The following is a 22,165-nucleotide window of genomic DNA, read 5'->3' on the forward strand; positions in this document are numbered from 1 at the left end:
ACGATCCTCCGATTTCTTTGGGAGCCGTCATGAATGCCACGTCGCGCGCCGTCGCGGTGGGTCTCGCCGCCGCGCTGGTGCAGGCCGTCATGCTCATCGCCTTCGCCTGGCCGGCCGCGAATATCGCGCCGCGCGGTCTGCCGATCGCCGTCTCCGGTCCCGCCGCGAGCATGGTCGCCGGCAAGCTGTCCGAGCATGATCGCGAGGCCTTCGACATCACCACCGTCAGCGACGAGGCGGCCGCCCGCACGGCCATCGAGCATCGCGACGCCTACGGGGCCGTGGTGACCGACGGCGGGGCGCCCCGGGTGCTGATCGCCTCGGCCGCGAGTCCCGCTGTGGCACAACAGCTCACGGCGATCGCACAGCAGTTGTCCGGCGCTCCGGCCGCCGCCGTGCAGGACGTGGTGCGCGGCGATCCCGACGATCCGCGCGGCACCGGATTCGGCGCGATGGTGCTGCCGCTGGTGATGGCGGGCATCGCGGGCGGGGTGCTGCTGAGTCTGCTGATCCCGGCGGCCGGGGCGGGACTGGTCGGCCTGGTCACCTTCGGCGTCGCGGGCGGGCTGCTGAGCATGGGGATCGTGCAGGGGTGGATGCAGCTCGTGCCGGGGTCCTATCTCACCCTGGCCTCGATCGCCGGGCTGGTGTGCGTCGCGGTCGCGGGGACCGTCGCGGGTCTGGCGACGCTGGTGGGGCGGGCCGGTATCGGCGTGGGCGCGCTGCTGATGCTGCTGATCGGCAACCCGTTCTCGGGCGCCACCTCCGCGCCCGAGCTCCTGCCGCAGCCGTGGGGTGCGATCGGGCAGCTGCTGCCGCCCGGTGCCGCGGCCACGCTGATCCGCTCGGTCGCCTTCTTCGACGGGCACGGTGCCGCGACGCCCCTGATCGTGCTGCTGTGCTGGGCCGGTGCGGGATTGCTCATGCTGGCGGTGGGGGCGAACCTGCCCCGGCGGTCCCCGGCTCCGGAGCCGGTTCCGGCGTGAGGGCTCCTGTCGTCCCGGCGAAAAGCGTGCCGGGACGACAGGAAAGGGGGCGGGCTCGCGGTCGAAAAGACTTGTGGGCTCGTTGGATGGCAAAAGTGGTGTAAGGCATGCCCCGGCGGGAGCGTCGGGGCATGCCTGGCTGCAAGGCAATGTTGTGGGCCTGACCGGCTGCAGGGCAACGTGGTGGGCATGACCGGCTGCAGGGCAATGTTGTGGGCCTGACCCGCTGCGGAGCAATGTCGTGGGCGTGCCCGCTGTAGGACCGTTCGGGCGTGCCCCCGGGGAGGCGGCATGCCCTTGAGGTGGTGGGTCAGACGTGGGCCGGGCGGCCCTCGCGGACCAGGGCGCATTGGCTGCAGGTGCCGAAAACTTCCATGGTGTGGCTGATTTCGGTGAAGCCGTGCTGGCCGGCGATGGACTCGGCCCAGGCCTCCACGGTGGGGCCCTCTACCTCCACGGTGCGGCCGCAGTGGCGGCACACCAGATGGTGGTGGTGGCCCTTGGAGCATTGGCGGTAGACCGACTCTCCGGTGTCGGTGCGCAGCACGTCCACCTTGCCGGCCTCGGCCAGGGACTGCAGTGTCCGGTAGACGGTGGTCAGACCGATGCCCTCACCGCGGCGGCGCAGTTCGTCGTGTAGCTCCTGGGCGGAACGGAACTCCTCGATGTCACCCAGCAGCGCGGCGATGGCGCTGCGCTGGCGAGTGCTGCGAACCCCTACGGTCTTCTCGGTTGTGCCCGTGTTCTCCGGCACGAATCACCCTTCCTCGGCGTGTGCGACGGCGTCGACGACGATGCGAGCCAGGTGATCATCGACGAGTTCGTAGATCACCTCGCGCCCGGTGCGCTCCCCGCGCACCACGCCCGCCGACTTCAAGATGCGCAGATGCTGGCTCACCAGCGGCTGCGTCACGCCCAGGGTATCGACCAGTTCGTGCACGCAGCGCGGCGACTCGCGAAGCTGCAGCACGATCGCGATGCGCACCGGCGCCGCCAGGGCGCGCAGCAGCTCGCCCGCGTTGTCCAGGATGCCGCGCGGCGGCACCGCCGGGGCGGAGGGAGCCCGGTACGGGTACGGGTCGTGGGGGATGGGCGTGGGTGCCTCGACGGCGACGCGGCTACGCCGTGCGGGTGCACCACTGTCGGCGGTCATCGAACCAACTCCTTATTGGAAACCGATGCCATTATTGGTATGCACAGGTGCGCATGTCAATCCGGCACCCCGTGGAATGTGCGGATACTGCTTCGACCGCGCGCGGACGACCCCGATACGCTGGACCGAATCACGGTCCACCCATCATCCAGAGGGAGAGCTCCAGTCGTGGCACCCAAGTCGAAGGTCGACACCGTCGCCAACCTCGCCAAGCGCCGGGGTCTCGTCTTCCCCAGCGGCGAGATCTACGGAGGCACCAGGTCGGCGTGGGACTACGGCCCGCTGGGTGTGGAGCTGAAGGAGAACATCAAGCGGCAGTGGTGGCGGTCCATGGTGACCAGCCGCGACGACGTGGTCGGCCTGGACTCCGCGATCATCCTGCCGCGTCAGGTGTGGGTGGCCTCGGGCCACGTCAACGTGTTCAACGACCCGCTGGTCGAATGCCTCAACTGCCACCGCCGTCACCGGCAGGACCACCTGCAGGAGGCGTTCGCGGAGAAGAACAAGATCGCCGACCCGGACAGCGTGCCGATGAGCGGCATCGCCTGCCCGGACTGCGGCACCGTCGGCCAGTGGACCGAGCCGCGCGATTTCAACATGATGCTCAAGACCTACCTCGGCCCGATCGAGTCCGAGGAGGGCCTGCACTATCTGCGCCCGGAGACCGCGCAGGGCATCTTCGTCAACTTCGCAAACGTGATGACCACCGCGCGCAAGAAGCCGCCGTTCGGCATCGCCCAGATCGGCAAGAGCTTCCGCAACGAGATCACGCCCGGCAACTTCATCTTCCGCACCCGCGAGTTCGAGCAGATGGAGATGGAGTTCTTCGTCAAGCCGGGTGAAGACGAGCAGTGGCACCAGTACTGGATCGACACCCGCCTGGCCTGGTACACCGACCTCGGCATCGACCCGGAGAACCTGCGGCTCTACGAGCACCCGAAGGAGAAGCTGTCGCACTACTCGACCCGCACGGTCGACATCGAGTACCGCTTCCACTTCCAGGGCAGTGAGTGGGGCGAGCTGGAGGGCCTGGCCAACCGCACCGACTTCGATCTGAAGACGCACTCGGAGCACTCGGGCCAGGAGCTGAGCTTCTTCGACCAGGCCACCAACGAGCGCTACATCCCGTACGTGATCGAGCCGGCGGCCGGTCTGACCCGCTCGCTGATGGCCTTCCTGATCGACGCCTACACCGAGGACGAGGCGCCGAACGCCAAGGGCGTCCCGGAGAAGCGCACCGTGCTGCGCCTGGACCGCCGCCTCGCGCCGGTGAAGGCGGCCGTACTTCCGTTGTCGCGCAACGCCGATCTGTCCCCGAAGGCCCGCGACCTCGCCGCGCAGCTGCGCAAGAACTGGAACGTGCAGTTCGACGACGCGCAGGCGATCGGCAAGCGCTACCGCCGCCAGGACGAGATCGGCACCCCCTTCTGCATCACCGTCGACTTCGACACCCTCGAGGACCACGCGGTGACCGTGCGCGAGCGGGACTCGATGGCGCAGGAGCGCATCGCTCTGGACCAAGTCGAGGGCTACCTGGCACAGCGCTTGATCGGGGCGTAGGAGCCCGCGTCGTCGTGGAGTCGATCTTCGACGCCGTGGGTGTGCGGGGTTGGCTGCATGCCCGGTGTCTCGCGTGTGGTGGCGAGATCGGTTGGGGCGCGGACGAACTCGTGGTGTTGTCGTCGGTGGTGAAGGTGCCGCTGGTGCTGGAGCTGGCGCGGCAGTTCGAGGCGGGGCAGCTCGATCCGGCGGATCGGGTGCGGTCGACGGCGGCTTATCGGCTGGGCGGGCCGGGCACCTCGGGCTGCCGTGACGATGTCGAGTTCAGTCTGCGCGATGCCGCGTACCTGGCGCTCTCGGTCAGCGACAACTCCGCCGCGGACCTGCTGTTCGATCGCGTCGGGCTGGTCAATGTGCGGTCGCTGGTGCGGGAGCTGGGGCTCGAGCGGACCCGGATCGTCGGGTCGCTGCGGGATCTGCTGGCCTCGATGGCCGAGGACCTGGGTGTCGCCGACGCCGCGGAGTTCGCGCGCCGCTATCCCGCGCTGCCCGACGCCGAGGTGTTCGCTTTGCGCATCCTCGATCCCGCCCGCACCTCGGCGAGCACGCCGCGCGAGATGACCCGGCTGCTGGAATTGATCGCGCACGATCGCGCCGGATCGCAGCAGGTCTGTGCCTGGGTGCGAGAACTGATGGGCCTGCAACTGGGTCAGCATCGGCTCGCTGCCGCGTTCCCGTCGCAGGTGCAGGTGTGGAGCAAGACGGGAACGCTGCCGAGCGTGCGCAACGAGATCGGCGTGGTCGAGTATCCCGACGGGTTACGGTGCGCCGTGGGAGTTTTCACTCGCGCCGAGGTGCTGGATCCGCGAATGCCGCAGGTGGACAGGGCGATCGGGGAGGCGGCGCGGGCGGCGATCGAGGCCATCGATCATCTCCGGCCGATCAGCACGTGCCAGGGCCGTGCCTCGTCCTGACCGGGTGCGAGGGTCGAAACACCGTCCGTGCGAAGCACTCCGACGATCAGCTCGGCCAGCCGCCGGACGGTCGGATGCGGCGCGTCCGACGGCCAGGCCAGTGACATCCGCCGCCGCAGCACGCCCCCGGTGATCGGCCGCCACACCACGCGCGGCTCCTTCTGCGCCACCATGCCCTGGTCGAAGGCCACACCGTGCCCCGAAAGCACCAGTCCCAGCACGAATTCCGGGTTGTGCGCGTGCACCACCGCGGTCGGGCGGAAGCCGTGTTCGGCGCAGGTGTGCAGCGTCGCGTCGTAGACGCCGGGCGCGGCCGCGCGCGGGAACAGCACCAGGCCGTGACCCGCGAGGTCGGCCGGCGCGACCTCCGCGCGCGCCGCCAGCGGCGAATCCCGCGGCAGCACCACGCCGAGCGGGGTGTCGACCGCGGGGCCCAGCTCGAGGCCGGTGACGTCGGCGGGATGCTGGAGCAGCCCGGCGTCGAGCTGCCGATCCGCGAGCAGGCGCAGTTGCTCGGCGGTGGTCAGCTCCTGCAGGTCCAGCCGCAACTCGGGGCACTCGCGCTCGAACGCGGTGAGGATCGCGGCCAGCACCCGCCCCGCCAGGTCCGGCGGCACGCCCACCCGCAATGCCGCCAGCTCGCCTCGATGTGCCTTGCCGACAAGGGTTTTCGCGCGGTCCCAGCGGGCCAGCAGGGCGCGCGACTCGGTCAGCAGCACCCGCCCCGCCGCGGTCAGCTCGACACTGCGGCTGGTGCGCTCGAACAGCCGCGCGCCCAGCTCCCGCTCCAGTTCCCGGATGCGCTGGCTCAGCGGTGGCTGCGCGATGCCGAGGCGCTCGGCGGCCCGGCCGAAATGCAGTTCCTCGGCGACGACGACGAAGTAGCGAAGCTTGCGCAGCGGGTCCACCCTGCGACGATATCGAATCCGGTATCGGTCGCCGCCGCGATCGGTCTTGGACGGATGTCCCAGCGCCGTGGTTCGGTACCCCGCATGAGAGAGCTGAACAGGAGACGGTTGTTCGGGGTCGGCGCGGCGGCGGCGCTGACGGCGGCCTGCGCGAGCGAGGGCGGCGGCCCGGCCGGTGCGCGCGGCGGGGCCACGCTCACCTGGTGGGGCAACAACGGCTGGCAGATCCGCGTCGGCGACAGGTCGGTGCTCATCGATCCGTGGCTGACCCGCTTCCGGACCGGCACCTACAGCAAGGAGGGCGCGGACCCGCAGACGCCCCTGTCGGTGGACACCGCGCTGATCGACGCCCACCTCGACGCCGGGCTGCGCGCCGACCACATCCTGGTCACCCACGGCCACTACGACCATCTGACCGACGTGCCGTATCTCGCGCAGCGCACCGGCGCGACCGTGCTGGGCACCGAGACCCACCTGAACCTGCTGGCCGCCCTCGGCGCACCGGAGCATCAGCTGTCCCTCGTCACCGGCGGGGAGGACCTGGTTTTCGACGGCTACTCGATCCGGGTGCTGCGGTCGCTGCACTCGGCGCTCGGCGCGCGCGCCCAGATCCCCTATCCCGGAACACGTCCCGGGCTCGGTGCGGCGAAACTGCCACGGCCGCAGGTGATCGCCGACCTGGTGGAGGGCGGCACGCTGGCCTATCAGGTCACCGGCGGCGGGGTGAGCATGCTGAACTTCGGCGGGTCCAACTACATCGAATCCGAGATCGCCGGGCTGCGGCCGGACGTCCTGATGCTGCCCACCGGCGGGGCCAAGGTCCGCGACTACGCCGCGCGGCTGCTGCGCGCGGTCGGCAATCCGCGCTTCGTACTGCCGACCCACTGGGACGACTTCGACCACCCGCTCGGCGAGCCGGCCCGCGACGCCGGCGGTCTGGAACCGCTGCGCGGCGCCGTGGCGGCGGCGAGTCCGGACAGCCGGTTCGTCGTGCTGGCGCACCTGGAGTCCTTCACGCCGTGACCGCGTGCGGACCGGGAGGTGGCCTATCGTCGGTGCTGGAACCGGGACGTGTGAATCGGTGCCGGATCGGAAATTGCACAGGGTAGGGGCCGGAAATATCCGCGGCGACCGTGCTGTTCGGCCCGTACGAGACGATCTCCCTCGGAAAGGGGCACTCCATGGCGCAAGCGGTGCGGTTCGATCGGTACGGCGATGTCGACGTGTTGAACGTGGTCGAGGTGCCCGATCCGGCGCCCGGGGCGGGGGAGGTGGCGGTCGCCGTAGTCGCGACCGGGATCAATCCCGGGGAGTCCAAGATCCGCGCCGGCCTGCTGCACGAGCGCTGGCCCGCGACCTTCCCGTCCGGCCAGGGCAGCGATTTCGCGGGCCGGATCGCGGCGCTCGGGTCGGGGGTGAGCGGTCTCGCCGTCGGCGACGAGGTGATCGGCTTCACCCACAGCCGGGCCGCCCATGCCGAGCGCGTCGTGGTGCCGGTCGATCAGGTGGCGCCGAAACCGTCCGGGCTGTCGTGGGATGTGGCGGGGTCACTGTTCGTCGCGGGCACGACGGCGTTCGCGGCGGTGCGCGCCGTGGAGGCCAAGGAGGGCGACACCGTCGCGGTGTCGGCCGCCGCCGGGGGCGTGGGTTCGATTGCGGTGCAATTGCTTCGGGCCCGCGGCGCCACCGTGATCGGGATCGCCGGTCCGGACAACGCCGACTGGCTGGAGTCGCTGGGCGTGATCGCGGTCGAGTACGGCGACGGGCTCGCCGAGCGCATCCGCCGGGCCGCGCCCGACGGCGTGGACGCGTTCCTGGACCTGCACGGTTCCGGATACGTGGAACTCGCGCTGGAACTGGAGGTGCCGCCCGAGCGCATCGACACCATCATCGACTTCGCCGCCGTGGAGAAGTACGGGGTGAAGGCGGAGGGCAATGCCGCCGCCGACACCATCGACGTGCTCGCGGAGCTGGCGGACCTGGCCGCGGCGGGGACGCTGACCGTCCCCATCGCCGCCACCTACCCGCTGGCCGAGGTGCGCCACGCCTTCCGCGAGCTGGAACGCGGTCACACCCGCGGCAAGATCGTCCTGCATCCCTGAACCTGTTGCGGCGCAGCGGATCCGGTGACGGCTACGCGCCGGATTCGCCCGCGCCGACGGTGCTGACGGACGCGGCGGATTCGGGTGACCGGTCGGCGGTCGCGTCGGGTTCGGCCGGGCGGTCGCGAATCCATTGCGCGACAACGGCCGCAGCGGAGAGCAGGGCTACCGCCCCGGCCGTCCACGCGGTGGCGGTGAGCCCGGCCGAGGAGTACGCGATGACGCGGCTGCCCGGCAGCACGTAGGAGCCGTTGCCGAAGTACGAGCGCATCAGCAAGCCGACCTGCCCGCCGAGGTCGCGGCCGACGCCGACCATCGCCTTGGCGTCGGGGCCCTTGGTGTTGAAGTAGATCAGGGCGATCAGCACGGTTCCCGCCGATACCAGCGTGGAGATCGTGGCCAGCCGCGACAGCGTGTGGCTGCGGGCGCGGAAGTTGATCACGACGAAGCAGACCGTCAGGCCCGCGGCCGCCGCGGTGAGGATGCCCCACGCGCCGGTGACGCGCACGGCGGCCGGCGGCGACTGGGACCAGACGTTGAGCGCGCTGGTCGTGATCTCCATGCGGCCGAACGCATTGATGCCGACGGTGCCGTCCATGCCGGAGGCGAACAGCCAGGGTTCGAACAGCAGCACGAGCATGATCAGGCTGCCCACCAGGGCGGCCGTGTAGCCCCAGAGTCCGCGCATCCGGGCGCGCAAGGCGTCGAAATCTATTGTGGCGAAATAATTCCGGGCGATGTCGGGCTCGGGCTCCGGTGCCGGAGCGGGCGCGGTTCGGTTGGCCTGCCAAGGCGTTGGCTGCACCATCATTCTCGTTTCGTGGTGGTTTCGGGCAGGGACGTGCGGCGGCGTCAGAAGCGCGGAATCGCTTTGGAGGGTGTGAGTTTGACGTTTCCGGTCCAGTACTCGGAATTGGCCATGACCTGCAGGACCTGCGACGCGCGGGGCAGGTTTCCGGCGTGTGCGGCGGTGAGGTATTGCTGGGCGAGGTGGGGCATGATGAACCGGTTCATCAGCTGGCCCCGTTCCTGGCTCCAGCCTTCGAATTCGACCGGCAGCGGATAGTCGGGGTTGGATTGCACGACATTGCCGCTCGCGTCGCGGGTGATGCGGCTGCCACCGGCGAGGGCTTGGATGCCGCGGATCTTGTCGCGGGTGGGGGCGGCGAAGTAGTCGTGCAGGTAATTCAATTCTTCGCGGGTGAGTTCGTTCTCGTGGACGTGGTCGATGTAGCGGCGGTTGGCCAGGCGGTGCGCGGTCTGCTGGAACAGGGCCATATTGGCCGGAGACGTACCGAGTTTGAGCACGGCCAGCGACGCGGCCGCCTCGCCGATGTATTTGTCGCCGTCCCACACGCTGGGCGCGAAGTTCTCCCGGTAGTTGTAGGCACGAATGGCGTCGGTAATCATCGCGTGGTCGGTGAACCCCGCATCGATCATGGCGCTGGCGACATCGCTGAGGGAGCCGCCGCGATTGAGAATCCGGTCCACGGCGGCGGCCGCGCTGCGCGGCGTGTGCTGATTGCCGTGTTCGCGCACGGCCGACCGGGCGGCCTCGATGGTTTGCTCCCGGGTGCGGTAGTAATTGAGCATCCAGCCCTGTTCGTGCACCAGCGCGTTGGTGCGCCAGGTGCCGACTTCGGCGCGGTTGCGGATGCGGGCGTTGGGGTCGAGCGGGTTTCTGCGGAAGCCGAGCAGCGCGCCGGCGATCGGATTGTTGTTGACGGTATTCACGGCGGTGAGTCCGGTGATCATGCTCGCCGACATCGAATGCGTGGCGCCGCCCGTTCCCATTCCCATTCCGAGCGCGGTGGCGCCACCGCCTCCTCCGCCGCCTTTGCCGTTGGGTCCCTGCATGGCCAGCGCGAACCGGTTGGCGATCCACTCGTTGCCCTTGTCCAACCCCGCCGCCAGGCGCTTCAACTGCAGGATCGCCACCACCTCCACGATCGCCCCCAGCACCAGCACCACCGTCACCTGGCCACCGGCCTGCTCGAACAACTTCCCCAGAAACAACGCGTACACCGCCAGGAAAATCGTGTACGCCGTCATCCGCGCCCCCGACACCAACCCGTCCACCAGATTCCGCGCCAGAAACGTCTGCGTCGGCCCGTACACGAAACCACCCGCGGCGAAACCGAACACCGCCATGAACCCGTGATAGACCGCATCCAACGCCGCCCACACGATCTTCACCGCCAGATACGCCCCGAAGCACAACATGATCGCCGCGCACACCAGCAACACCAACCCCGAACCGATCTGCCCCATACTCGGATTCGACGCCTTGCTGTACGCGCCCATGTCGCCGCACGAGCGGAGGCCGTCGATCACCCGGCCCTCGTCTCCGGCCGTCATCGATCCCGACCACACGGCCGCACACCGCGGCGACTGATCGATCACGTGCCCGAAGTTCCACACCTGCACCGGACGCCGCGCGAAATTGTCCGCGAGATTCCCCTGCATCCCCGCCATCAAGCGGTCCGGGTCGGGATTGGAATCACCCCCGAGCCCCGCCGCGACGGCCACGCCCACATTCCGGCCCTGTGCGAGCAATCCGTCCGAGGACAGCACTTCCGCCAGTGGATGCGCCAGGAACAACGGGCCGATCACCGCGACGGCCAGCATGGTCACCACTTGGATCGTCGCCTTGGAATAGAAGCCGCGTAAGACGAACCAGGCCACGAAGAACGCGCCGATCCCCGCCGCGGTCACCAACAGCAGCGGTGTCGCGATCGTGCCGGTCATCGCCTTCGCGACGCCGGTCAACGCCCGCTCGAACGGCGTCAACCACTGGAAGCTGAGCGCGAATCCGATCAACCACACAGCCGTGGTCACGATCACCATGTAGCCGACGAATTCCAGGCCCAGCACCGTCGCCACGACCGTGGTCAACGGACTGAACAAGCCCCCGTGATCGGTCGCGAACACGTAATCGGTGAGCCGCGTGCCCGAGGAATCCCGAATGTCCATCCAGCTCAACGCGTCGATCCCCGCGCCCCCTCCAGACGCCGCCGCTCCCGACTGCGCCCACGCCACCGCGCCCATCGCACCCGGGAAGACCACGAACGCGCCCGCCAGCACCGCGCACCAGAACACCCTGCGCCGCAACGCGGAAGCACCGATCCAGTCCCGGCAACGCCGGATCAGTGTCCGCGGCAACCACTTTCGTGGATCCCAGAACGCCATCTCGCGGTCCGACCACGCGGAGGTCCCGCCGGCCGACGAACGCGCGGCGCGCTCGGTAGTTCGCAGGGGGACGGGCGGTCTCAGCGAGAGGGTCATCGGTTCCTGGTCCGGTTCGTGAAGGCGGCGCCGGGCGCGTCGGGTTCGGCGATCCAAGCTATGCGGCCGGAAGTCCCCTGAACATGAATGCGACCAGCGTGATCGCAATCCGCGCACGCGCGCGCTACCAGGCGCGGAGGCGCTGCGCGGCAGCGGCTTTCGCGCTGCGCCCGGACGGCCGCGGCACGGCGGCGCACCGCCCGCGCGGATCGCCGCTACGAGGTGCCGATCGCCGATGGCCGCAGTAGGGTGTGCGCGGAAAGTTGAGGCCGTGCGGGGGGTCCGCGCGAGGCGGCGTGCGTACGTCGAGGGAGTAGTGGTGGTTCCGGGGGAATCTGCACTGCGACGGATCGAGTGGCTGTTCGAATTCCGGGTGGCGATGGCGGCCCTGGGCGGGGCGCTGGTGTTCGGCGCCGCCGCGATCACCGCGCTGCACTCGCGAGCGTGGGTGGCGGCCGTGCTGTTCGCGGTGCTGGCGACGCCGTGCGCGTTGATCGTGGTGCTCAATATCGTGCTGGAGACGGTGGGTTACGCCCTCACGTGGCTGATCGTGGCCGTCGCCGTGGTGCTGCTCCCGCTGCTGCCGATCCCGGAGGTGCGGCGGTGGCTGAGCCGGATCTGGTTGCGCCGCCACGGCTTCGGCCCGTCGCCCACGCCGCCGTCGCGGGCCGCGCCGCACCACCGGTGAACAGGGCGTAGGTTCGGCACCGTGCATCTGACCCAGATTCGCCTGCTCGTGTCCGATTTCGACCGCTGCCTCGCGTTCTATCGCGACGTGATCGGCCTGAAGCCCCAGCTCGACCGGCCCGAGCCGCCCTACGCGGCGTTCAAACCCGAACTCGGCAGCAGCCTGTCGCTGCACGACCGCAAGGACCTCGCGGAGGTGCTCGGCGGCGTGCTGCGCGACGGCTCGTCCGACGCCGACACCGCACTGGTGTCGCTGCGCGTCGACGATCTCGACGACTACCTCACCGACCTCGCGGCGCGCGGGGCCGAGATCGCCTGCGGGCCGGTCGAATTCGGCGGCCGGATCCGCTGCGCGTACCTGCGTGACCCGGAAGGGAATTTGATCGAGATCCAGCAGTGGCTGGCCACCCGGTCCGGCGAGCCGGTGCCGCCCGCGAGCTGACCGGTCGCGGCGGTCCCGCCGTGCTCCGCCCGCCGCCCGGTGTCGGTGCCTGCGGCTACGATCGGGCAGGTGATCGCGATCGATACCCCGTACACGGGTCATGTCTCGCCGGGTTCGAATCCGCAGCAACGCGACGTGCCGGGCGCACGCATCGTGAAGATGTCGGTCGGCCCGATGGACAACAACTGTTATCTGGTGCAGGACACCGCCACCGGCGCGGCGCTACTGATCGATGCGGCCAACGAACCGGACCGCATCCTCGAGCTGCTCGGTCAGGAGGTGCCGGGCCGGCTGCGGCAGATCGTCACCACCCACCAGCATTTCGACCACTGGCAGGGCCTGGAGAAGGTGGTCACCGAGACCGGCGCGCCCACGGCCGCCCACGAACTCGACGCCGCGCCGCTGCCGGTCGCGCCGCAGCGCCTGCTCGCCGACGGCGAGACCGTGCGCCTCGGCGAGCTGGCGCTGGAGGTAATCCATCTGCGCGGGCACACCCCGGGCTCGGTGGCGCTGGCGCTGACCGACGGCGCGGGCCGCACCCACCTGTTCACCGGCGACTCGCTGTTCCCGGGCGGAGTGGGCCGCACCACCTCGCCGGCCGACTTCGATTCCCTCTACGGCGATGTCACCGCCAAACTCTTCGATCGCTACGGCGACGACACGGCGGTCTACCCGGGCCACGGCGACGACACCACCCTCGGCGCCGAGCGTCCGCAGCTCGCCGAGTGGCGCGAGCGCGGTTGGTGAAATTCGCTGGGTGCGGCCCGCCGCACGCCGCAACCTCGGCGTGATCGAGCACTGGCAGACTCGGGGCATGCCCTCGGCCCCGACCCGTCCCGCCCCCGCCCGCCCGACCGCGTCCGCCGCCCGTACCAGCGGGTCGGCGATAGGCCGCTGGGCGCGGCGGCTGATCGCGGGCACGGTGCTGATGGCCGTGGTGGTCGTCGGCGGGACGGCCGTGCGGGTGTGGCAGGTGGCGCGCATCGACGACTACTCGCGCGCCGACGCCATCGTGGTGCTGGGCGCCGCGCAGTACGACGGCACCCCGTCCTCGGTGTTCGAGGCGCGGCTGCAGCAGGCGCAGCGGCTGTTCGCCCGCGGCGTCGCGCCGCTGGTGATCACCGTCGGCGGAAAACGCGTCGGCGACAACTACACCGAGGCCGCCTCCGGCAAGAACTACCTGGAGAACCAGGGCGTGCCGGGGGAGCGGATCCTCGCCGTGGAGACCGGCTCGGACACGCTGCAGAGCATCGAGGCCGTCGCGGCCGCCATGCACGAGCGGGAACTGTCCTCGGCCGTACTGGTCAGCGACCCGTGGCATTCGCTGCGCACCCGCACCATGACCCGCGACGAGGATCTGCGGGCCTGGACCGCGCCGACCCGCACCGGCCCGGCCGTCTACACCCGGGAATCGCAGCTGCACGGCATCGCCCGCGAGACGATCGCGCTGCTGTGGTACCACCTCACCCATTTCTCCGCGGACTTCAAATACACCGCGGAGCAGTGAATTTCGCAGGAGCAACAATGAGCGGCGGGGCGGATGCCTACGGCGATCCCGATCACGAGCGCATGGTCGCCGAGAACACCGACACCGCGGGACTGCGCTGGTCGCCGGCCCCGGCCCGGCGCAGCGACTACGCCCGCGACCGCGCGCGTGTGCTGCATTCCGCGGCGCTGCGCCGGCTGGCCGACAAGACGCAGGTGATGGGTCCGCGCGACGGCGACACCCCGCGCACGCGGCTCACCCATTCGCTGGAGGTCGCCCAGATCGGCCGCAGCATCGCCGAGGGCCTGGGCTGCGATCCGGACCTGGTGGATCTGGCCGGGCTGGCTCACGACATCGGCCACCCGCCCTACGGCCACAACGGGGAACGCGCGCTGGACCAGTTCGCCGACGCGCACGGCGGTTTCGAGGGCAACGCGCAGAACCTGCGCATCCTCACCCGGCTCGAGCCCAAGGTGTTCGACGAGGCGGGCGAGAGCTTCGGGCTCAACCTCACCCGCGCCGCGTTGGACGCCACGGTCAAATATCCCTGGGGCAGAACGGGTTCGGGCGGCAAATTCGGTGCGTACGAGGCGGATACGGCGCGCCTGAACTGGGTGCGCAAGGGTGCGCCCGAGCGTCGGCAGTGCCTGGAGTCGCAGGTCATGGACTGGTCCGACGACGTCGCGTACTCGGTGCACGACGTCGAGGACGGGGTGATCGCCGGCCGCATCGATCTGCGCGCCCTGGCCGATCCCGCCGAGCAGGCCGCCCTGGCCGAGCTCGGGCAGAACCAGCACCGCACCCTGACTCTCGACGAATTGATCGCCGCGGCCGAACGCCTCTCGGAGCTGCCGGTGATCGCGGACGCGGCCGACTACGACGGCACGCTGCGCGCGTCGGTCGCGTTGAAGCGGCTGACCAGTGACCTGGTCGGCCGGTTCGCGACCGCGGCCGTGGAGGCCACCCGGGAGGTGTGGGGCGGGCGGCGGCTGTGCCGCTACGGCGCCGACCTGGAGGTGCCGCGCATCGTGGCCGCCGAGGTCGCCATGCTCAAGACGGTGGCGCTGCGATATGTGATGTCGGATCCGGAACACAACAAGCGGCAGGCCGCCCAGCGCGAACGCCTGCTGCTGGTCGCCGACCACCTGCTGGCGTCCGCCCCGCACAGCCTCGACGCGGTGCTGCTGCCCTGGTGGGAGGAGGCCGCCGACGACACCGCCCGCATCCGCGTGATCGTCGACCAGATCGCCTCCTACACCGAGAGCAGGCTGGAGCGAGTCGCCGCGAGCCTGCGCTGACCGGATCGAAGACACGCCGACGACGGGGCTAGACTCGGTCATCGTGGCCGGAAGACTCCCTGATCGTGACATCGCGGCAATCCGTGAGCGGGTACGCATCGAGGACGTCGTCGGCGAGTACGTGTCGCTCAAGCGGGCCGGTGCCGATTCGCTCAAGGGGCTCTGCCCGTTCCACGACGAGCGCACCCCGTCGTTCCACGTGCGGCCGAACCACAGTCACTTCCACTGCTTCGGGTGCGGGGAGAGCGGCGATGTCTTCGCGTTCCTGCAGAAGATCGAGCACATCGGTTTCGTCGAGGCCGTCGAGCAGATGGCCGACCGGCTCAACTACAAGATCAATTACGAGGGCGGCGGCACCTCGGTGCAGCGCGATCGCGGCACCCGCTCGCGCCTGGTCGCCGCCAATGCCGCCGCGCAGGAGTTCTACGCCGCGCAGCTGAACGAGCACGAGGCCGAGACCGCCCGCAAGTACCTCACCGACCGCAACTTCGACGGCAACGCGGCGCGCCAGTTCGGCTGCGGCTACGCCCCCGGCGGCTGGGACAGTCTCACGAAACACCTGCTGCGCAAGGGTTTCGAGATCAAGGAGCTGGAGGCGGCGGGACTGTCCAAGCAGGGTCGCCGCGGTCCGATCGACCGCTTCCACCGCCGGCTGCTGTGGCCGATCCGCAACCTCGGCGGCGACATCATCGGGTTCGGCGCGCGGCGTCTGTACGACGACGACCAGATGACCGCCAAGTACATCAACACACCGGAAACGGTGCTGTACAAGAAGTCTCAGGTGCTGTTCGGCCTGGACCTGGCCAAGCGCGAGATCGCCAAGAGCCATCAGGCCGTCGTGGTCGAGGGCTACACCGACGTGATGGCCATGCACCTGGCGGGCGTGAAGACGGCGGTCGCCTCGTGTGGCACCGCGTTCGGTGACGAGCACCTCTCGGTGCTGCGCCGCCTGCTCATGGACGACAACTTCTGGCGCGGCGAGATCATCTACACCTTCGACGGCGACGAGGCCGGGCAGGCGGCGGCGCTCAAAGCGTTCTCCGGCGACCAGAAGCTGGCCGGCCAGACCTACATCGCGGTCGCGCCCGACGGTCAGGACCCCTGCGAGCTACGTCAGCGCTCCGGCGACGGCGCCGTGCGCGACCTGGTGGCGCGCCGGGTGCCGTTGTACGAGTTCGTGATTCGCGGTCTGCTCGCCGACCACAACCTGGACGCTCCGGAGGGGCAGGTGGAGGCGCTGCGCCGCGCGGTGCCGGTGGTGGCGCAGATCAAGGACAACGCGCTGCGCAAGGCGTACGCGACCAAGCTGGCCGGCTGGGTCGGCTGGGACGACATCCAGCTGGTGGTGCGCCGGGTCGGCGACGCCGCCCGCCGCGGGCCGCGGCAGAACGGCGTGCCCGCCCGCGAGACCAAGCCCGCCGCAACGGTTTCCGAGCACGCCGCCGCCCGGCCCAGCCCGAACGATCCGGTGCTCGTGCCGCAGCGGCAGGTGCTGGCCGCGGCGCTGCAGTATCCGGCGCTGGCCGGGCCGGTGTTCGACTCGCTCGAACCGGAGGCGTTCACCCATCCCGCCTACGTCGCGGTGCGGGCCGCGATCGCGGAGGCCGGGGGTACGGCGGCCGGTCTCGGCGGGGCGGAATGGGTGGCCCGGGTCGCCGACCACACCGCGGACCTCACGCTGCGCGCGCTGGTCTCGGAGCTGGCCGCCGAGCCGCTGCCGGTGAAGTCGGTCGACGACATCCAGCGCTTCGTCTCCGGCGTGCTGGCCCGCACCCAGGAGTCGTGGGTCGGCCGCCAGATCGCGGAGTTGAAGTCGAAGTTGCAGCGGGTGTCCTCGACCGAGCAGCCGGACGCGTACATGGCGCTGTTCGGAGATCTGGTGGCGCTGGAGCAATATCGCAAGAGCCTGCTGGCCCAAGCCATGGGCAGCGGCGGCGACTTCGCCGGGGTGTAGGGGGCGGCCCTCAGCGGCGGAGTTGGTCGTGGGGGACCAGGACGGTGGTGCGCTCGTCGATCGGCTGCATGGGTTCCAGCTTGGGCTGGGTGCTGAGCTTGTCGGACAGCTTCTGGCGGCTGACCTGTACGAGCTTGCGGGTGACCGGACTGGCGGTGATGGCGCGGGTGGTCTTGCTGATCTGCTCGTAGCGGGCTCGCCCGGCCTTGGTGCCGAGCACGTAACCGGCTGCGAGGCCGATGATCAACCGCAGCATTCCTAGAGCTCCTCCCAGTCACTGTCCGCGCCGTACATCCTGCCCGACGCCCGGTCGCGCTGTCGATCCGGCTGCCGGTTCCGGGCGTCGACGCCGGTACCACCTTGCCAGAAGGGTCCGACAGGTGGCGCGATCAGCCGAGCGCGTCGAACACTCGCTCGGCGTGTTCCCGGGTGCGGAACATCTCCCACGCCGCGTCCGCGATCACGTCCGGGTCGAGCGTATGTCCTTCCGCCGCACCGTAAGTGGCGGGATCGGCGGTGACCATGGCGTGGATGTCGCCGCGTTCGACCAGGCCGCCGATGGTGAGCGTGCCGGCGTAGACGCCGCGCTCGGCGGTGGCGGCGTGCAGGGTGAGGGCGTAGTTGCGCAGGGCCGCGGTAGCCAGGGCGAGCTGGCCCAGCATCGGCATCGGCCGGACACCCGACAGTCCGCCGGCGAACAGCAGCCCGCCGCTGCCGCGCGCCAGCATGCCCGGCAGCACGGCGCCCGCGACCTGCACGGCCGGCCACACCCACTCGAACGCCGACCGCGCCGTCGGGATGTCGATGTCGGTGATCGGCACGATCGACTGGGTGGTGGGGCCGGGACCGTAGTAGGCGAAGTCGATCTCGCCGATCTCGTCGAGGACGGCGGCGAGGCGATCGGTGTCGGTCACGTCGGCGGCGTGCGCGGTCGCGTCGATGCCGTGCGACGCGAGATCGGCCAGATATCCCTCGTGCCGTGCCGCGTTGCGCGAGACGACGGCCACCCGGTAGCCGGCCCGCCCGGCGCGGCGGGCGAGCGACATGCCCAGGCCGGGGCCGACTCCGATGATCGCGGCGATCGGTGTGCTCATTGCTGTCCTCCAAGATATTGAGGGGGGCCTCAGTTTTTTGCAGGCTAGCACTAGATTGAGGGCAGCCTCAAGTTTGTAGAATGGTCCGCGTGACCAAACCGCTGCGCCGCGACGCGGCCCGCAACCGCGACCGCCTGCTGCGGGAGGCGGCCGGTGTGTTCACCGAACAGGGGCTCGCGGGCTCGCTCGAGGAGATCGCGCGGCGGGCCGGGGTCAGCATCGGCACCCTGTACAACCATTTCCCCAGCCGCGACGCCCTCATCGACGCGCTGCTGCCGCCGCGCCTGACCGCACTCGACGGCTTCGCCGAACAGGCTGCGGCCGAACCGGATCCGTGGCTGGCGTTCACCGGATTCGTGGAGAACATGCTCACGCAGCTGACCGCCGACCGCGGCCTGCTCGAGGCGTTCACCGGCGACCACCCCGCCGCGGCGGAACTGGCGCAGGCCTGCTCGCGCGGCATGGCGCATTTCTCGGCGGTGCTCGAGCGTGCCCGCCGGGCGGGGGTGATCCGCGCCGATGCCACCGATCAGGCTGTGGTGCATCTGGTCTGGGCGCTGTCGCTGCTCGGCGAGAACGCCGGCGCGGCGGCCTGGCGGGAGTCGCTGCCCTTCGTGCTCGACGGGTTGCGGGCCGTGCGGGAGTGACGCGGCCCGTTACGATGACGGCGGGTGTCCGACGGCGGAAGCGAGGAGCGGGTGCTGGGTGACGAGCCGGTGACCAGCGCCTACGCGCGCAATGCCGACTACTGGATCGACATCGTCCGCAATCGGCTCGACCCTTTTCAGACCCGGCTCACCGACCCGGCGCTGCTCGAATCGCTCGGCGACTGCCGCGATCTGACGATTCTCGACGCCGGTTGCGGCGAAGGCTACCTGACGCGCGAACTGGTCCGCCGCGGCGCGGCACACGTGCACGGCGTCGACACCGGTGCGGAATTCATCGCCGCCGCGCGGGCACATCCCGAGCACCGGCCCGAGCGCGCGACCTTCCGGGAGGCCGATGTCGCGGCACTTCCGCTGCCGGACAACAGCATCGACGTGGTCGTCGCGAACCGCCTGCCGAACGGCATCGCCGAACCGCAGCGGCGATTCGAGGAGTTCGCGCGGGTGCTGCGGCCGTCGGGTCGGCTCCTGCTGCTCGGGATGCACCCGTGCTTCTATGTCGCCCGCGCCGAACGACGTTCCGGCGGAAGCGGACTCGCCGCCGCCGACTATTTCGGCGGGCGCACGGTGGAACAGCGGTTCGACGTCGCGGGGAAGCAGTCGCCCGCCGCGTCGGTGCAGCGCCTCTACTCCCTCGAGGCGTACACCGGCATGATCACGGCGGCGGGCTTCGCGATCACGCGCCTGCTGGAACCGCACCCGACCGACGAGCAGCGCCGCCGCGACGCGTGGTGGGACGAGAACTTCGCGCGGCCGCTGTTCCTGCTCCTGGAATGTGTCCCGTACCGGCGCTGACGGTGTGCACCCGACGGCTCGGTCCCGAACTCGATCGGAGTGAACGATGCCGAGGCACAGAGCCTTTCGCCACCGGACGGTGTGGGCAGCGGGTTTCGCGACGGCGCTCGCGGCGGCGGTGCTCGTCGTCGTGCTGCCCCGGATCGGCGGGGACCGGCCGCCGTTCGAGCCCGCGTCCGTTCCGGGGAGTCAGGTGGTCTGGGTGACCGCGGCTCCGGGCGCCGATCGCGGGACGCTGGAACTGTGGCAGCGCGGCGATTCGAGTCGCTGGGAGCGCACGCTGTCGGTCCCGGCCTGGGTTGGGGCGCAGGGGATTTCGGTACAGGCCAGGGAAGGGGCCGCGTATACCCCGGAGGGGACTTTCACGCTCACCGAGGCCTTCGGTCGGCAGCCCGCGACGGCGAAACTGCCCTACCTACAGGTGGATTCGTCGAATACCTGGTGGTGGGTGTCGGACACGGCCAGTCCGCTGTACAACCGGAGTTTCCGATGCGCCGAGGCCGACTGCCCGTTCGACACCGCGGCGGCCGAGAACCTGGGACGGACCGTGCCGCAATACGATTACGCGCTGGTCATCGACTACAACCGGGCCCCCGTGGTGGCGGGGGCAGGGTCGGCGTTCTTCGTCCACGTCGAGGCGGGGCGGGCGACCGCGGGCTGCGTCGCGATCGCCGCCGAGGCGATGCGCACCCTGCTCGACACCTTGCGGCCGTCGCGGCGGCCGGTCATCGGAATTCATTCCGCCTGACCGGGTTCGGCGAATCTCTACCGGCTGCCGTACGGGCTGTGCGGTCGGTACACGCCGCCGGGGTACCCGTAGCGGTCCTGCAGGTAGGGCGTGCGCCGGCGGGTCTGGGAGTTGGTGCCGCCGGCGTCGCCGAAGCCGGTGCCGTTGGCGTCGCTGCCGTAGCTGTCGCGGGTGCCGCCGGTGCGGGTGCCCGAGTGGTTCTCGCTGTGACCCGAGGTCGAGCCGCCGGGCGCGGCGAAGGCCTGCGGCGCGACGGTGGCCGGGACGACCGCCAGAGCGCCGACGATCAGGGAGGTGGCGATTACTCGATGTGCAGTGCTCATCGCTGTATGTCCTTCACATGTGCGGCGGGGCTCCGGCCGGGCGCCGTGTTGCACCTGACTAACGTGCCGCTAAACGATGGTACATAGAATGCGGGCGAAAGCGCCAGTGTTATTCCCTGTGCTGGGATGAAGACGTCGGGAAGAGGGCCGGATCAGCAGCTATGTCGCGGCGCGGTCCGTCGAACTGCGTCAGATGTTGTGCCGCTGGATGGTGGCACGTTGCCGCGAAACCGTACCTGGTTCAGCGTCGATGTGGTGGCCGGGGTCGGGTGTGCCACCTGCGAGGTACGTCTAGCGCGAGTGTTTCCTGTGTGAGCGGGGCTCGCCCGCGAGCAGGAGCTATCGCCGCCGACGGGCGTTCGAGGGCCGTCCGAGCGCGTCCGGGAGCTGCCGGGACGCGAGTGCGATACCGGTTGTCAATGGTCCTGCGGCAGAATGCGCAGTGCGGCAACAACTCCGGCGGTGATCGCGGCGGTGGCTATCGCGGTGGTCGCGGCGGAGCGGGTCATCACACCGATGCCGAGCAGGGCAATCACGCAGATCGTCGCAGCCAGAATCGCTGTTCCGCTGTTCACCCCCGCAATGCGCGAGAGTGAGTGCTTCGTGGCTGTCATAGCGGGTGGGTACCCTCAATCGTGGTTATCGAAACGTTATATTGGCTGGCGCGCGGAGTCGGAATCGGATGATTTCCGGCGATCGCATCGAAACATTCTGCGCGGCAATGGCTTTCGGGTACGTCGCCGACGATCCGGCACCGAATGGGTTGCGGCGGTAGGTGTTAAGGCCACGCGGCAGCGCCGCCCGCGCACCCGTTGTTTGTTGGCCGCACACACGGGTACACACCGACCTAGGCGGCGATGTCGGGCCGGACCGCAGCGATATCCGGCATCGTCATCGGCTTCGAGGTGCGGGGAGAGAAGTTCGGATGGACGATCTGCAACGTAGGATTCTGACCACCGTCGAGCACGCGCGGCGCGGACTGGACGAAGCCGACGCGCGGCTGCTGGAACGCCGCGTCGTGGACCTGCGTGCCGAGATCGATGCCGCCGACTACGACCCCGCCGACCGTCTGCGGCTCATCGCCTGCTGTTCCGAGGCGCACGCCACCGCGCGCTGGGTCCTCGGCCGGCCCAGCACCACCCTGCCGCCGATGCGCGGCGCCTCCACCCGGCGTCGGCCGCGGCCGGTCCGGCCGGGCCGCGAGCAAGGCCTCCGGGTCGGCCCGTAAGACGCCGCTTCCCGCGGCGGGGTGAGTGGCCGCAATTCGCTCCGTAGCGCCCGACATGTCGGAGTCGTGTGGCACGATTTCACCGTGACCAGCAAACCCGCCACCCAGCAACATCTGCGCGATCTCGCGCTGCTGCGCCGTGTTCGCGACCGGATCGACCGCGAGTACGCGCAGCCGCTGGACGTCGAGGCGCTGGCGCGCGGCGTGAACATGTCGGCCGGCCATCTCAGCCGCCAGTTCCGTCTCGCCTACGGCGAGTCGCCGTACTCCTACCTGATGACCCGGCGCATCGAGCGGGCGATGGCGCTGCTGCGCCGGGGCGATCTCAGCGTCACCGAGGTGTGTTTCGAGGTCGGCTGCTCGTCGCTGGGCACCTTCAGCACCCGCTTCACCGAACTGGTGGGCATGCCGCCCAGCGCGTACCGGCGCGAGGCGGCGCAGGCGACGGAGGGCATGCCGCCGTGCGTGGCCAAACAGGTCACCAGACCGATCAGGAATCGAGAAGCGCCGGTCACCGCGTCGCGATTAGCGTGATCG

General features: G+C 70.0%; 25 protein-coding genes. 16 read left to right on the top strand and 9 right to left on the bottom strand.

All coding sequences use genetic code 11. From position 1 onward, the window contains the following. Positions 1–29 precede the first annotated feature (29 nt). Positions 30–986 carry an ABC transporter permease gene (locus tag IU476_RS12580; RefSeq protein ID WP_195099671.1) on the top strand — a complete coding sequence of 319 codons (957 nt, stop codon included), beginning with the start codon at positions 30–32 and terminating at the stop codon, positions 984–986. A gap of 310 nt (positions 987–1,296) precedes the next feature. Here the strand turns inward: IU476_RS12580 and IU476_RS12585 are convergent, their stop codons facing one another. Next, the gene (locus IU476_RS12585) at positions 1,297–1,740 is read right to left on the bottom strand and encodes a Fur family transcriptional regulator (RefSeq protein WP_195099673.1); all 444 of its coding nucleotides are present in this window, start codon (positions 1,738–1,740) and stop codon (positions 1,297–1,299) included. Between the two features lie 3 nt (positions 1,741–1,743). After that, the gene (locus tag IU476_RS12590) at positions 1,744–2,139 is read right to left on the bottom strand and encodes an ArsR/SmtB family transcription factor (protein ID WP_228823488.1); all 396 of its coding nucleotides are present in this window, start codon (positions 2,137–2,139) and stop codon (positions 1,744–1,746) included. Positions 2,140–2,307: 168 nt separating this feature from the next. On the opposite strand from IU476_RS12590, the gene IU476_RS12595 reads away from it, so the two are divergent. Both IU476_RS12595 and IU476_RS12600 read left to right on the top strand, forming a co-directional pair. After that, a complete protein-coding gene (locus IU476_RS12595) occupies positions 2,308–3,699 on the top strand; it encodes a glycine--tRNA ligase (protein ID WP_195099675.1) in 1,392 nt (463 codons plus the stop codon). A 14-nt stretch (positions 3,700–3,713) separates the two neighbouring features. After that, the gene (locus IU476_RS12600; protein WP_195099676.1) at positions 3,714–4,613 is read left to right on the top strand and encodes a serine hydrolase; all 900 of its coding nucleotides are present in this window, start codon (positions 3,714–3,716) and stop codon (positions 4,611–4,613) included. On the opposite strand, the gene IU476_RS12605 is transcribed toward IU476_RS12600, so the two are convergent. Beyond that, complete coding sequence (locus IU476_RS12605) at positions 4,568–5,521, bottom strand: LysR family transcriptional regulator (protein ID WP_195099677.1); 954 nt, start codon at positions 5,519–5,521, stop codon at positions 4,568–4,570. The genes IU476_RS12600 and IU476_RS12605 overlap by 46 nt on opposite strands. A gap of 84 nt (positions 5,522–5,605) precedes the next feature. Here IU476_RS12605 and IU476_RS12610 point away from each other — a divergent pair, with 84 nt between their 5' ends. Further along, a complete protein-coding gene (locus IU476_RS12610; RefSeq protein WP_195099678.1) occupies positions 5,606–6,544 on the top strand; it encodes an MBL fold metallo-hydrolase in 939 nt (312 codons plus the stop codon). 158 nt (positions 6,545–6,702) lie between these two features. Next, the gene (locus tag IU476_RS12615) at positions 6,703–7,623 is read left to right on the top strand and encodes an NADP-dependent oxidoreductase (protein WP_195099679.1); all 921 of its coding nucleotides are present in this window, start codon (positions 6,703–6,705) and stop codon (positions 7,621–7,623) included. Positions 7,624–7,654: 31 nt separating this feature from the next. On the opposite strand, the gene IU476_RS12620 is transcribed toward IU476_RS12615, so the two are convergent. Further along, positions 7,655–8,434, bottom strand: a complete 780-nt coding sequence (locus tag IU476_RS12620) for a hypothetical protein (RefSeq protein ID WP_195099680.1) — start codon at positions 8,432–8,434, stop codon at positions 7,655–7,657. Positions 8,435–8,475: 41 nt separating this feature from the next. Further along, positions 8,476–10,734, bottom strand: a complete 2,259-nt coding sequence (locus IU476_RS12625) for a hypothetical protein (protein ID WP_195099681.1) — start codon at positions 10,732–10,734, stop codon at positions 8,476–8,478. A gap of 493 nt (positions 10,735–11,227) precedes the next feature. Between IU476_RS12625 and IU476_RS12630 the strand changes: the two genes are divergently transcribed. The 6 genes from IU476_RS12630 to dnaG all read left to right on the top strand — a co-directional run bounded on the left by IU476_RS12630 (position 11,228) and on the right by dnaG (position 16,775). Next, the gene (locus IU476_RS12630; protein WP_195099683.1) at positions 11,228–11,596 is read left to right on the top strand and encodes a hypothetical protein; all 369 of its coding nucleotides are present in this window, start codon (positions 11,228–11,230) and stop codon (positions 11,594–11,596) included. A 21-nt stretch (positions 11,597–11,617) separates the two neighbouring features. Then, positions 11,618–12,037 carry a VOC family protein gene (locus IU476_RS12635; protein WP_195099684.1) on the top strand — a complete coding sequence of 140 codons (420 nt, stop codon included), beginning with the start codon at positions 11,618–11,620 and terminating at the stop codon, positions 12,035–12,037. Between the two features lie 69 nt (positions 12,038–12,106). Beyond that, on the top strand, positions 12,107–12,784 hold the full coding sequence (locus IU476_RS12640; RefSeq protein WP_195099685.1) for an MBL fold metallo-hydrolase: 678 nt from the start codon (positions 12,107–12,109) through the stop codon (positions 12,782–12,784). 67 nt (positions 12,785–12,851) lie between these two features. Then, positions 12,852–13,544: a YdcF family protein gene (locus IU476_RS12645; protein ID WP_195099902.1), complete on the top strand. Its 693-nt coding sequence runs from the start codon at positions 12,852–12,854 to the stop codon at positions 13,542–13,544. Between the two features lie 17 nt (positions 13,545–13,561). Next, positions 13,562–14,821, top strand: coding sequence for a deoxyguanosinetriphosphate triphosphohydrolase (locus IU476_RS12650; RefSeq protein WP_195099686.1), 1,260 nt, complete (start codon positions 13,562–13,564; stop codon positions 14,819–14,821). A 43-nt stretch (positions 14,822–14,864) separates the two neighbouring features. Then, complete coding sequence (gene dnaG / locus IU476_RS12655; RefSeq protein WP_195099687.1) at positions 14,865–16,775, top strand: DNA primase; 1,911 nt, start codon at positions 14,865–14,867, stop codon at positions 16,773–16,775. Between the two features lie 10 nt (positions 16,776–16,785). Here the strand turns inward: dnaG and IU476_RS12660 are convergent, their stop codons facing one another. Together IU476_RS12660 and IU476_RS12665 are read right to left on the bottom strand one after the other, a co-directional pair. Next, on the bottom strand, positions 16,786–17,031 hold the full coding sequence (locus IU476_RS12660) for a hypothetical protein (RefSeq protein WP_195099688.1): 246 nt from the start codon (positions 17,029–17,031) through the stop codon (positions 16,786–16,788). Between the two features lie 133 nt (positions 17,032–17,164). After that, positions 17,165–17,869 carry an SDR family NAD(P)-dependent oxidoreductase gene (locus tag IU476_RS12665; RefSeq protein WP_195099689.1) on the bottom strand — a complete coding sequence of 235 codons (705 nt, stop codon included), beginning with the start codon at positions 17,867–17,869 and terminating at the stop codon, positions 17,165–17,167. Positions 17,870–17,958: 89 nt separating this feature from the next. Here IU476_RS12665 and IU476_RS12670 point away from each other — a divergent pair, with 89 nt between their 5' ends. Genes IU476_RS12670 through IU476_RS12680 form a run of 3 tightly spaced genes read left to right on the top strand, consistent with a single transcriptional unit; the run spans position 17,959 to position 20,077 of the window. Continuing rightward, positions 17,959–18,516, top strand: coding sequence for a TetR/AcrR family transcriptional regulator (locus IU476_RS12670; RefSeq protein WP_195099690.1), 558 nt, complete (start codon positions 17,959–17,961; stop codon positions 18,514–18,516). A gap of 24 nt (positions 18,517–18,540) precedes the next feature. Then, positions 18,541–19,329 (top strand): class I SAM-dependent methyltransferase, encoded by a 789-nt coding sequence (locus tag IU476_RS12675; RefSeq protein WP_195099691.1) that lies wholly within the window; start codon positions 18,541–18,543, stop codon positions 19,327–19,329. Positions 19,330–19,375: 46 nt separating this feature from the next. After that, positions 19,376–20,077, top strand: a complete 702-nt coding sequence (locus IU476_RS12680) for a L,D-transpeptidase family protein (protein ID WP_195099693.1) — start codon at positions 19,376–19,378, stop codon at positions 20,075–20,077. A gap of 17 nt (positions 20,078–20,094) precedes the next feature. Here the strand turns inward: IU476_RS12680 and IU476_RS12685 are convergent, their stop codons facing one another. Together IU476_RS12685 and IU476_RS12690 are read right to left on the bottom strand one after the other, a co-directional pair. Then, a complete protein-coding gene (locus IU476_RS12685; RefSeq protein ID WP_195099695.1) occupies positions 20,095–20,400 on the bottom strand; it encodes a hypothetical protein in 306 nt (101 codons plus the stop codon). A gap of 416 nt (positions 20,401–20,816) precedes the next feature. Continuing rightward, on the bottom strand, positions 20,817–21,014 hold the full coding sequence (locus tag IU476_RS12690; protein ID WP_195099697.1) for a hypothetical protein: 198 nt from the start codon (positions 21,012–21,014) through the stop codon (positions 20,817–20,819). Positions 21,015–21,325: 311 nt separating this feature from the next. On the opposite strand from IU476_RS12690, the gene IU476_RS12695 reads away from it, so the two are divergent. Both IU476_RS12695 and IU476_RS12700 read left to right on the top strand, forming a co-directional pair. Then, entirely contained in the window at positions 21,326–21,628 is a 303-nt protein-coding gene (locus tag IU476_RS12695; RefSeq protein WP_195099699.1) for a hypothetical protein, read from the top strand. 84 nt (positions 21,629–21,712) lie between these two features. Beyond that, positions 21,713–22,162 (top strand): helix-turn-helix transcriptional regulator, encoded by a 450-nt coding sequence (locus tag IU476_RS12700; protein WP_195099701.1) that lies wholly within the window; start codon positions 21,713–21,715, stop codon positions 22,160–22,162. Positions 22,163–22,165 lie beyond the last annotated feature (3 nt).

Origin of the sequence: Nocardia blacklockiae (assembly GCF_015477355.1) — a bacterium.
GTDB classification, from domain to species: Bacteria; Actinomycetota; Actinomycetes; order Mycobacteriales; family Mycobacteriaceae; genus Nocardia; species Nocardia blacklockiae.

Bases quoted from the DNA above. Each gene is read 5' to 3' on its own strand.
- IU476_RS12580 (WP_195099671.1), top strand. From the start codon at position 30: ATGAATGCCACGTCGCGCGCCGTCGCGGTGGGTCTCGCCGCCGCGCTG.
- IU476_RS12590 (WP_228823488.1), bottom strand. From the start codon at position 2,139: ATGACCGCCGACAGTGGTGCACCCGCACGGCGTAGCCGCGTCGCCGTC.
- IU476_RS12610 (WP_195099678.1), top strand. From the start codon at position 5,606: ATGAGAGAGCTGAACAGGAGACGGTTGTTCGGGGTCGGCGCGGCGGCG.
- IU476_RS12615 (WP_195099679.1), top strand. From the start codon at position 6,703: ATGGCGCAAGCGGTGCGGTTCGATCGGTACGGCGATGTCGACGTGTTG.
- IU476_RS12620 (WP_195099680.1), bottom strand. From the start codon at position 8,434: ATGATGGTGCAGCCAACGCCTTGGCAGGCCAACCGAACCGCGCCCGCT.
- IU476_RS12645 (WP_195099902.1), top strand. From the start codon at position 12,852: ATGCCCTCGGCCCCGACCCGTCCCGCCCCCGCCCGCCCGACCGCGTCC.
- IU476_RS12650 (WP_195099686.1), top strand. From the start codon at position 13,562: ATGAGCGGCGGGGCGGATGCCTACGGCGATCCCGATCACGAGCGCATG.
- IU476_RS12660 (WP_195099688.1), bottom strand. From the start codon at position 17,031: ATGCTGCGGTTGATCATCGGCCTCGCAGCCGGTTACGTGCTCGGCACC.
- IU476_RS12665 (WP_195099689.1), bottom strand. From the start codon at position 17,869: ATGAGCACACCGATCGCCGCGATCATCGGAGTCGGCCCCGGCCTGGGC.
- IU476_RS12680 (WP_195099693.1), top strand. From the start codon at position 19,376: ATGCCGAGGCACAGAGCCTTTCGCCACCGGACGGTGTGGGCAGCGGGT.
- IU476_RS12685 (WP_195099695.1), bottom strand. From the start codon at position 20,400: ATGAGCACTGCACATCGAGTAATCGCCACCTCCCTGATCGTCGGCGCT.
- IU476_RS12690 (WP_195099697.1), bottom strand. From the start codon at position 21,014: ATGACAGCCACGAAGCACTCACTCTCGCGCATTGCGGGGGTGAACAGC.
- IU476_RS12695 (WP_195099699.1), top strand. From the start codon at position 21,326: ATGGACGATCTGCAACGTAGGATTCTGACCACCGTCGAGCACGCGCGG.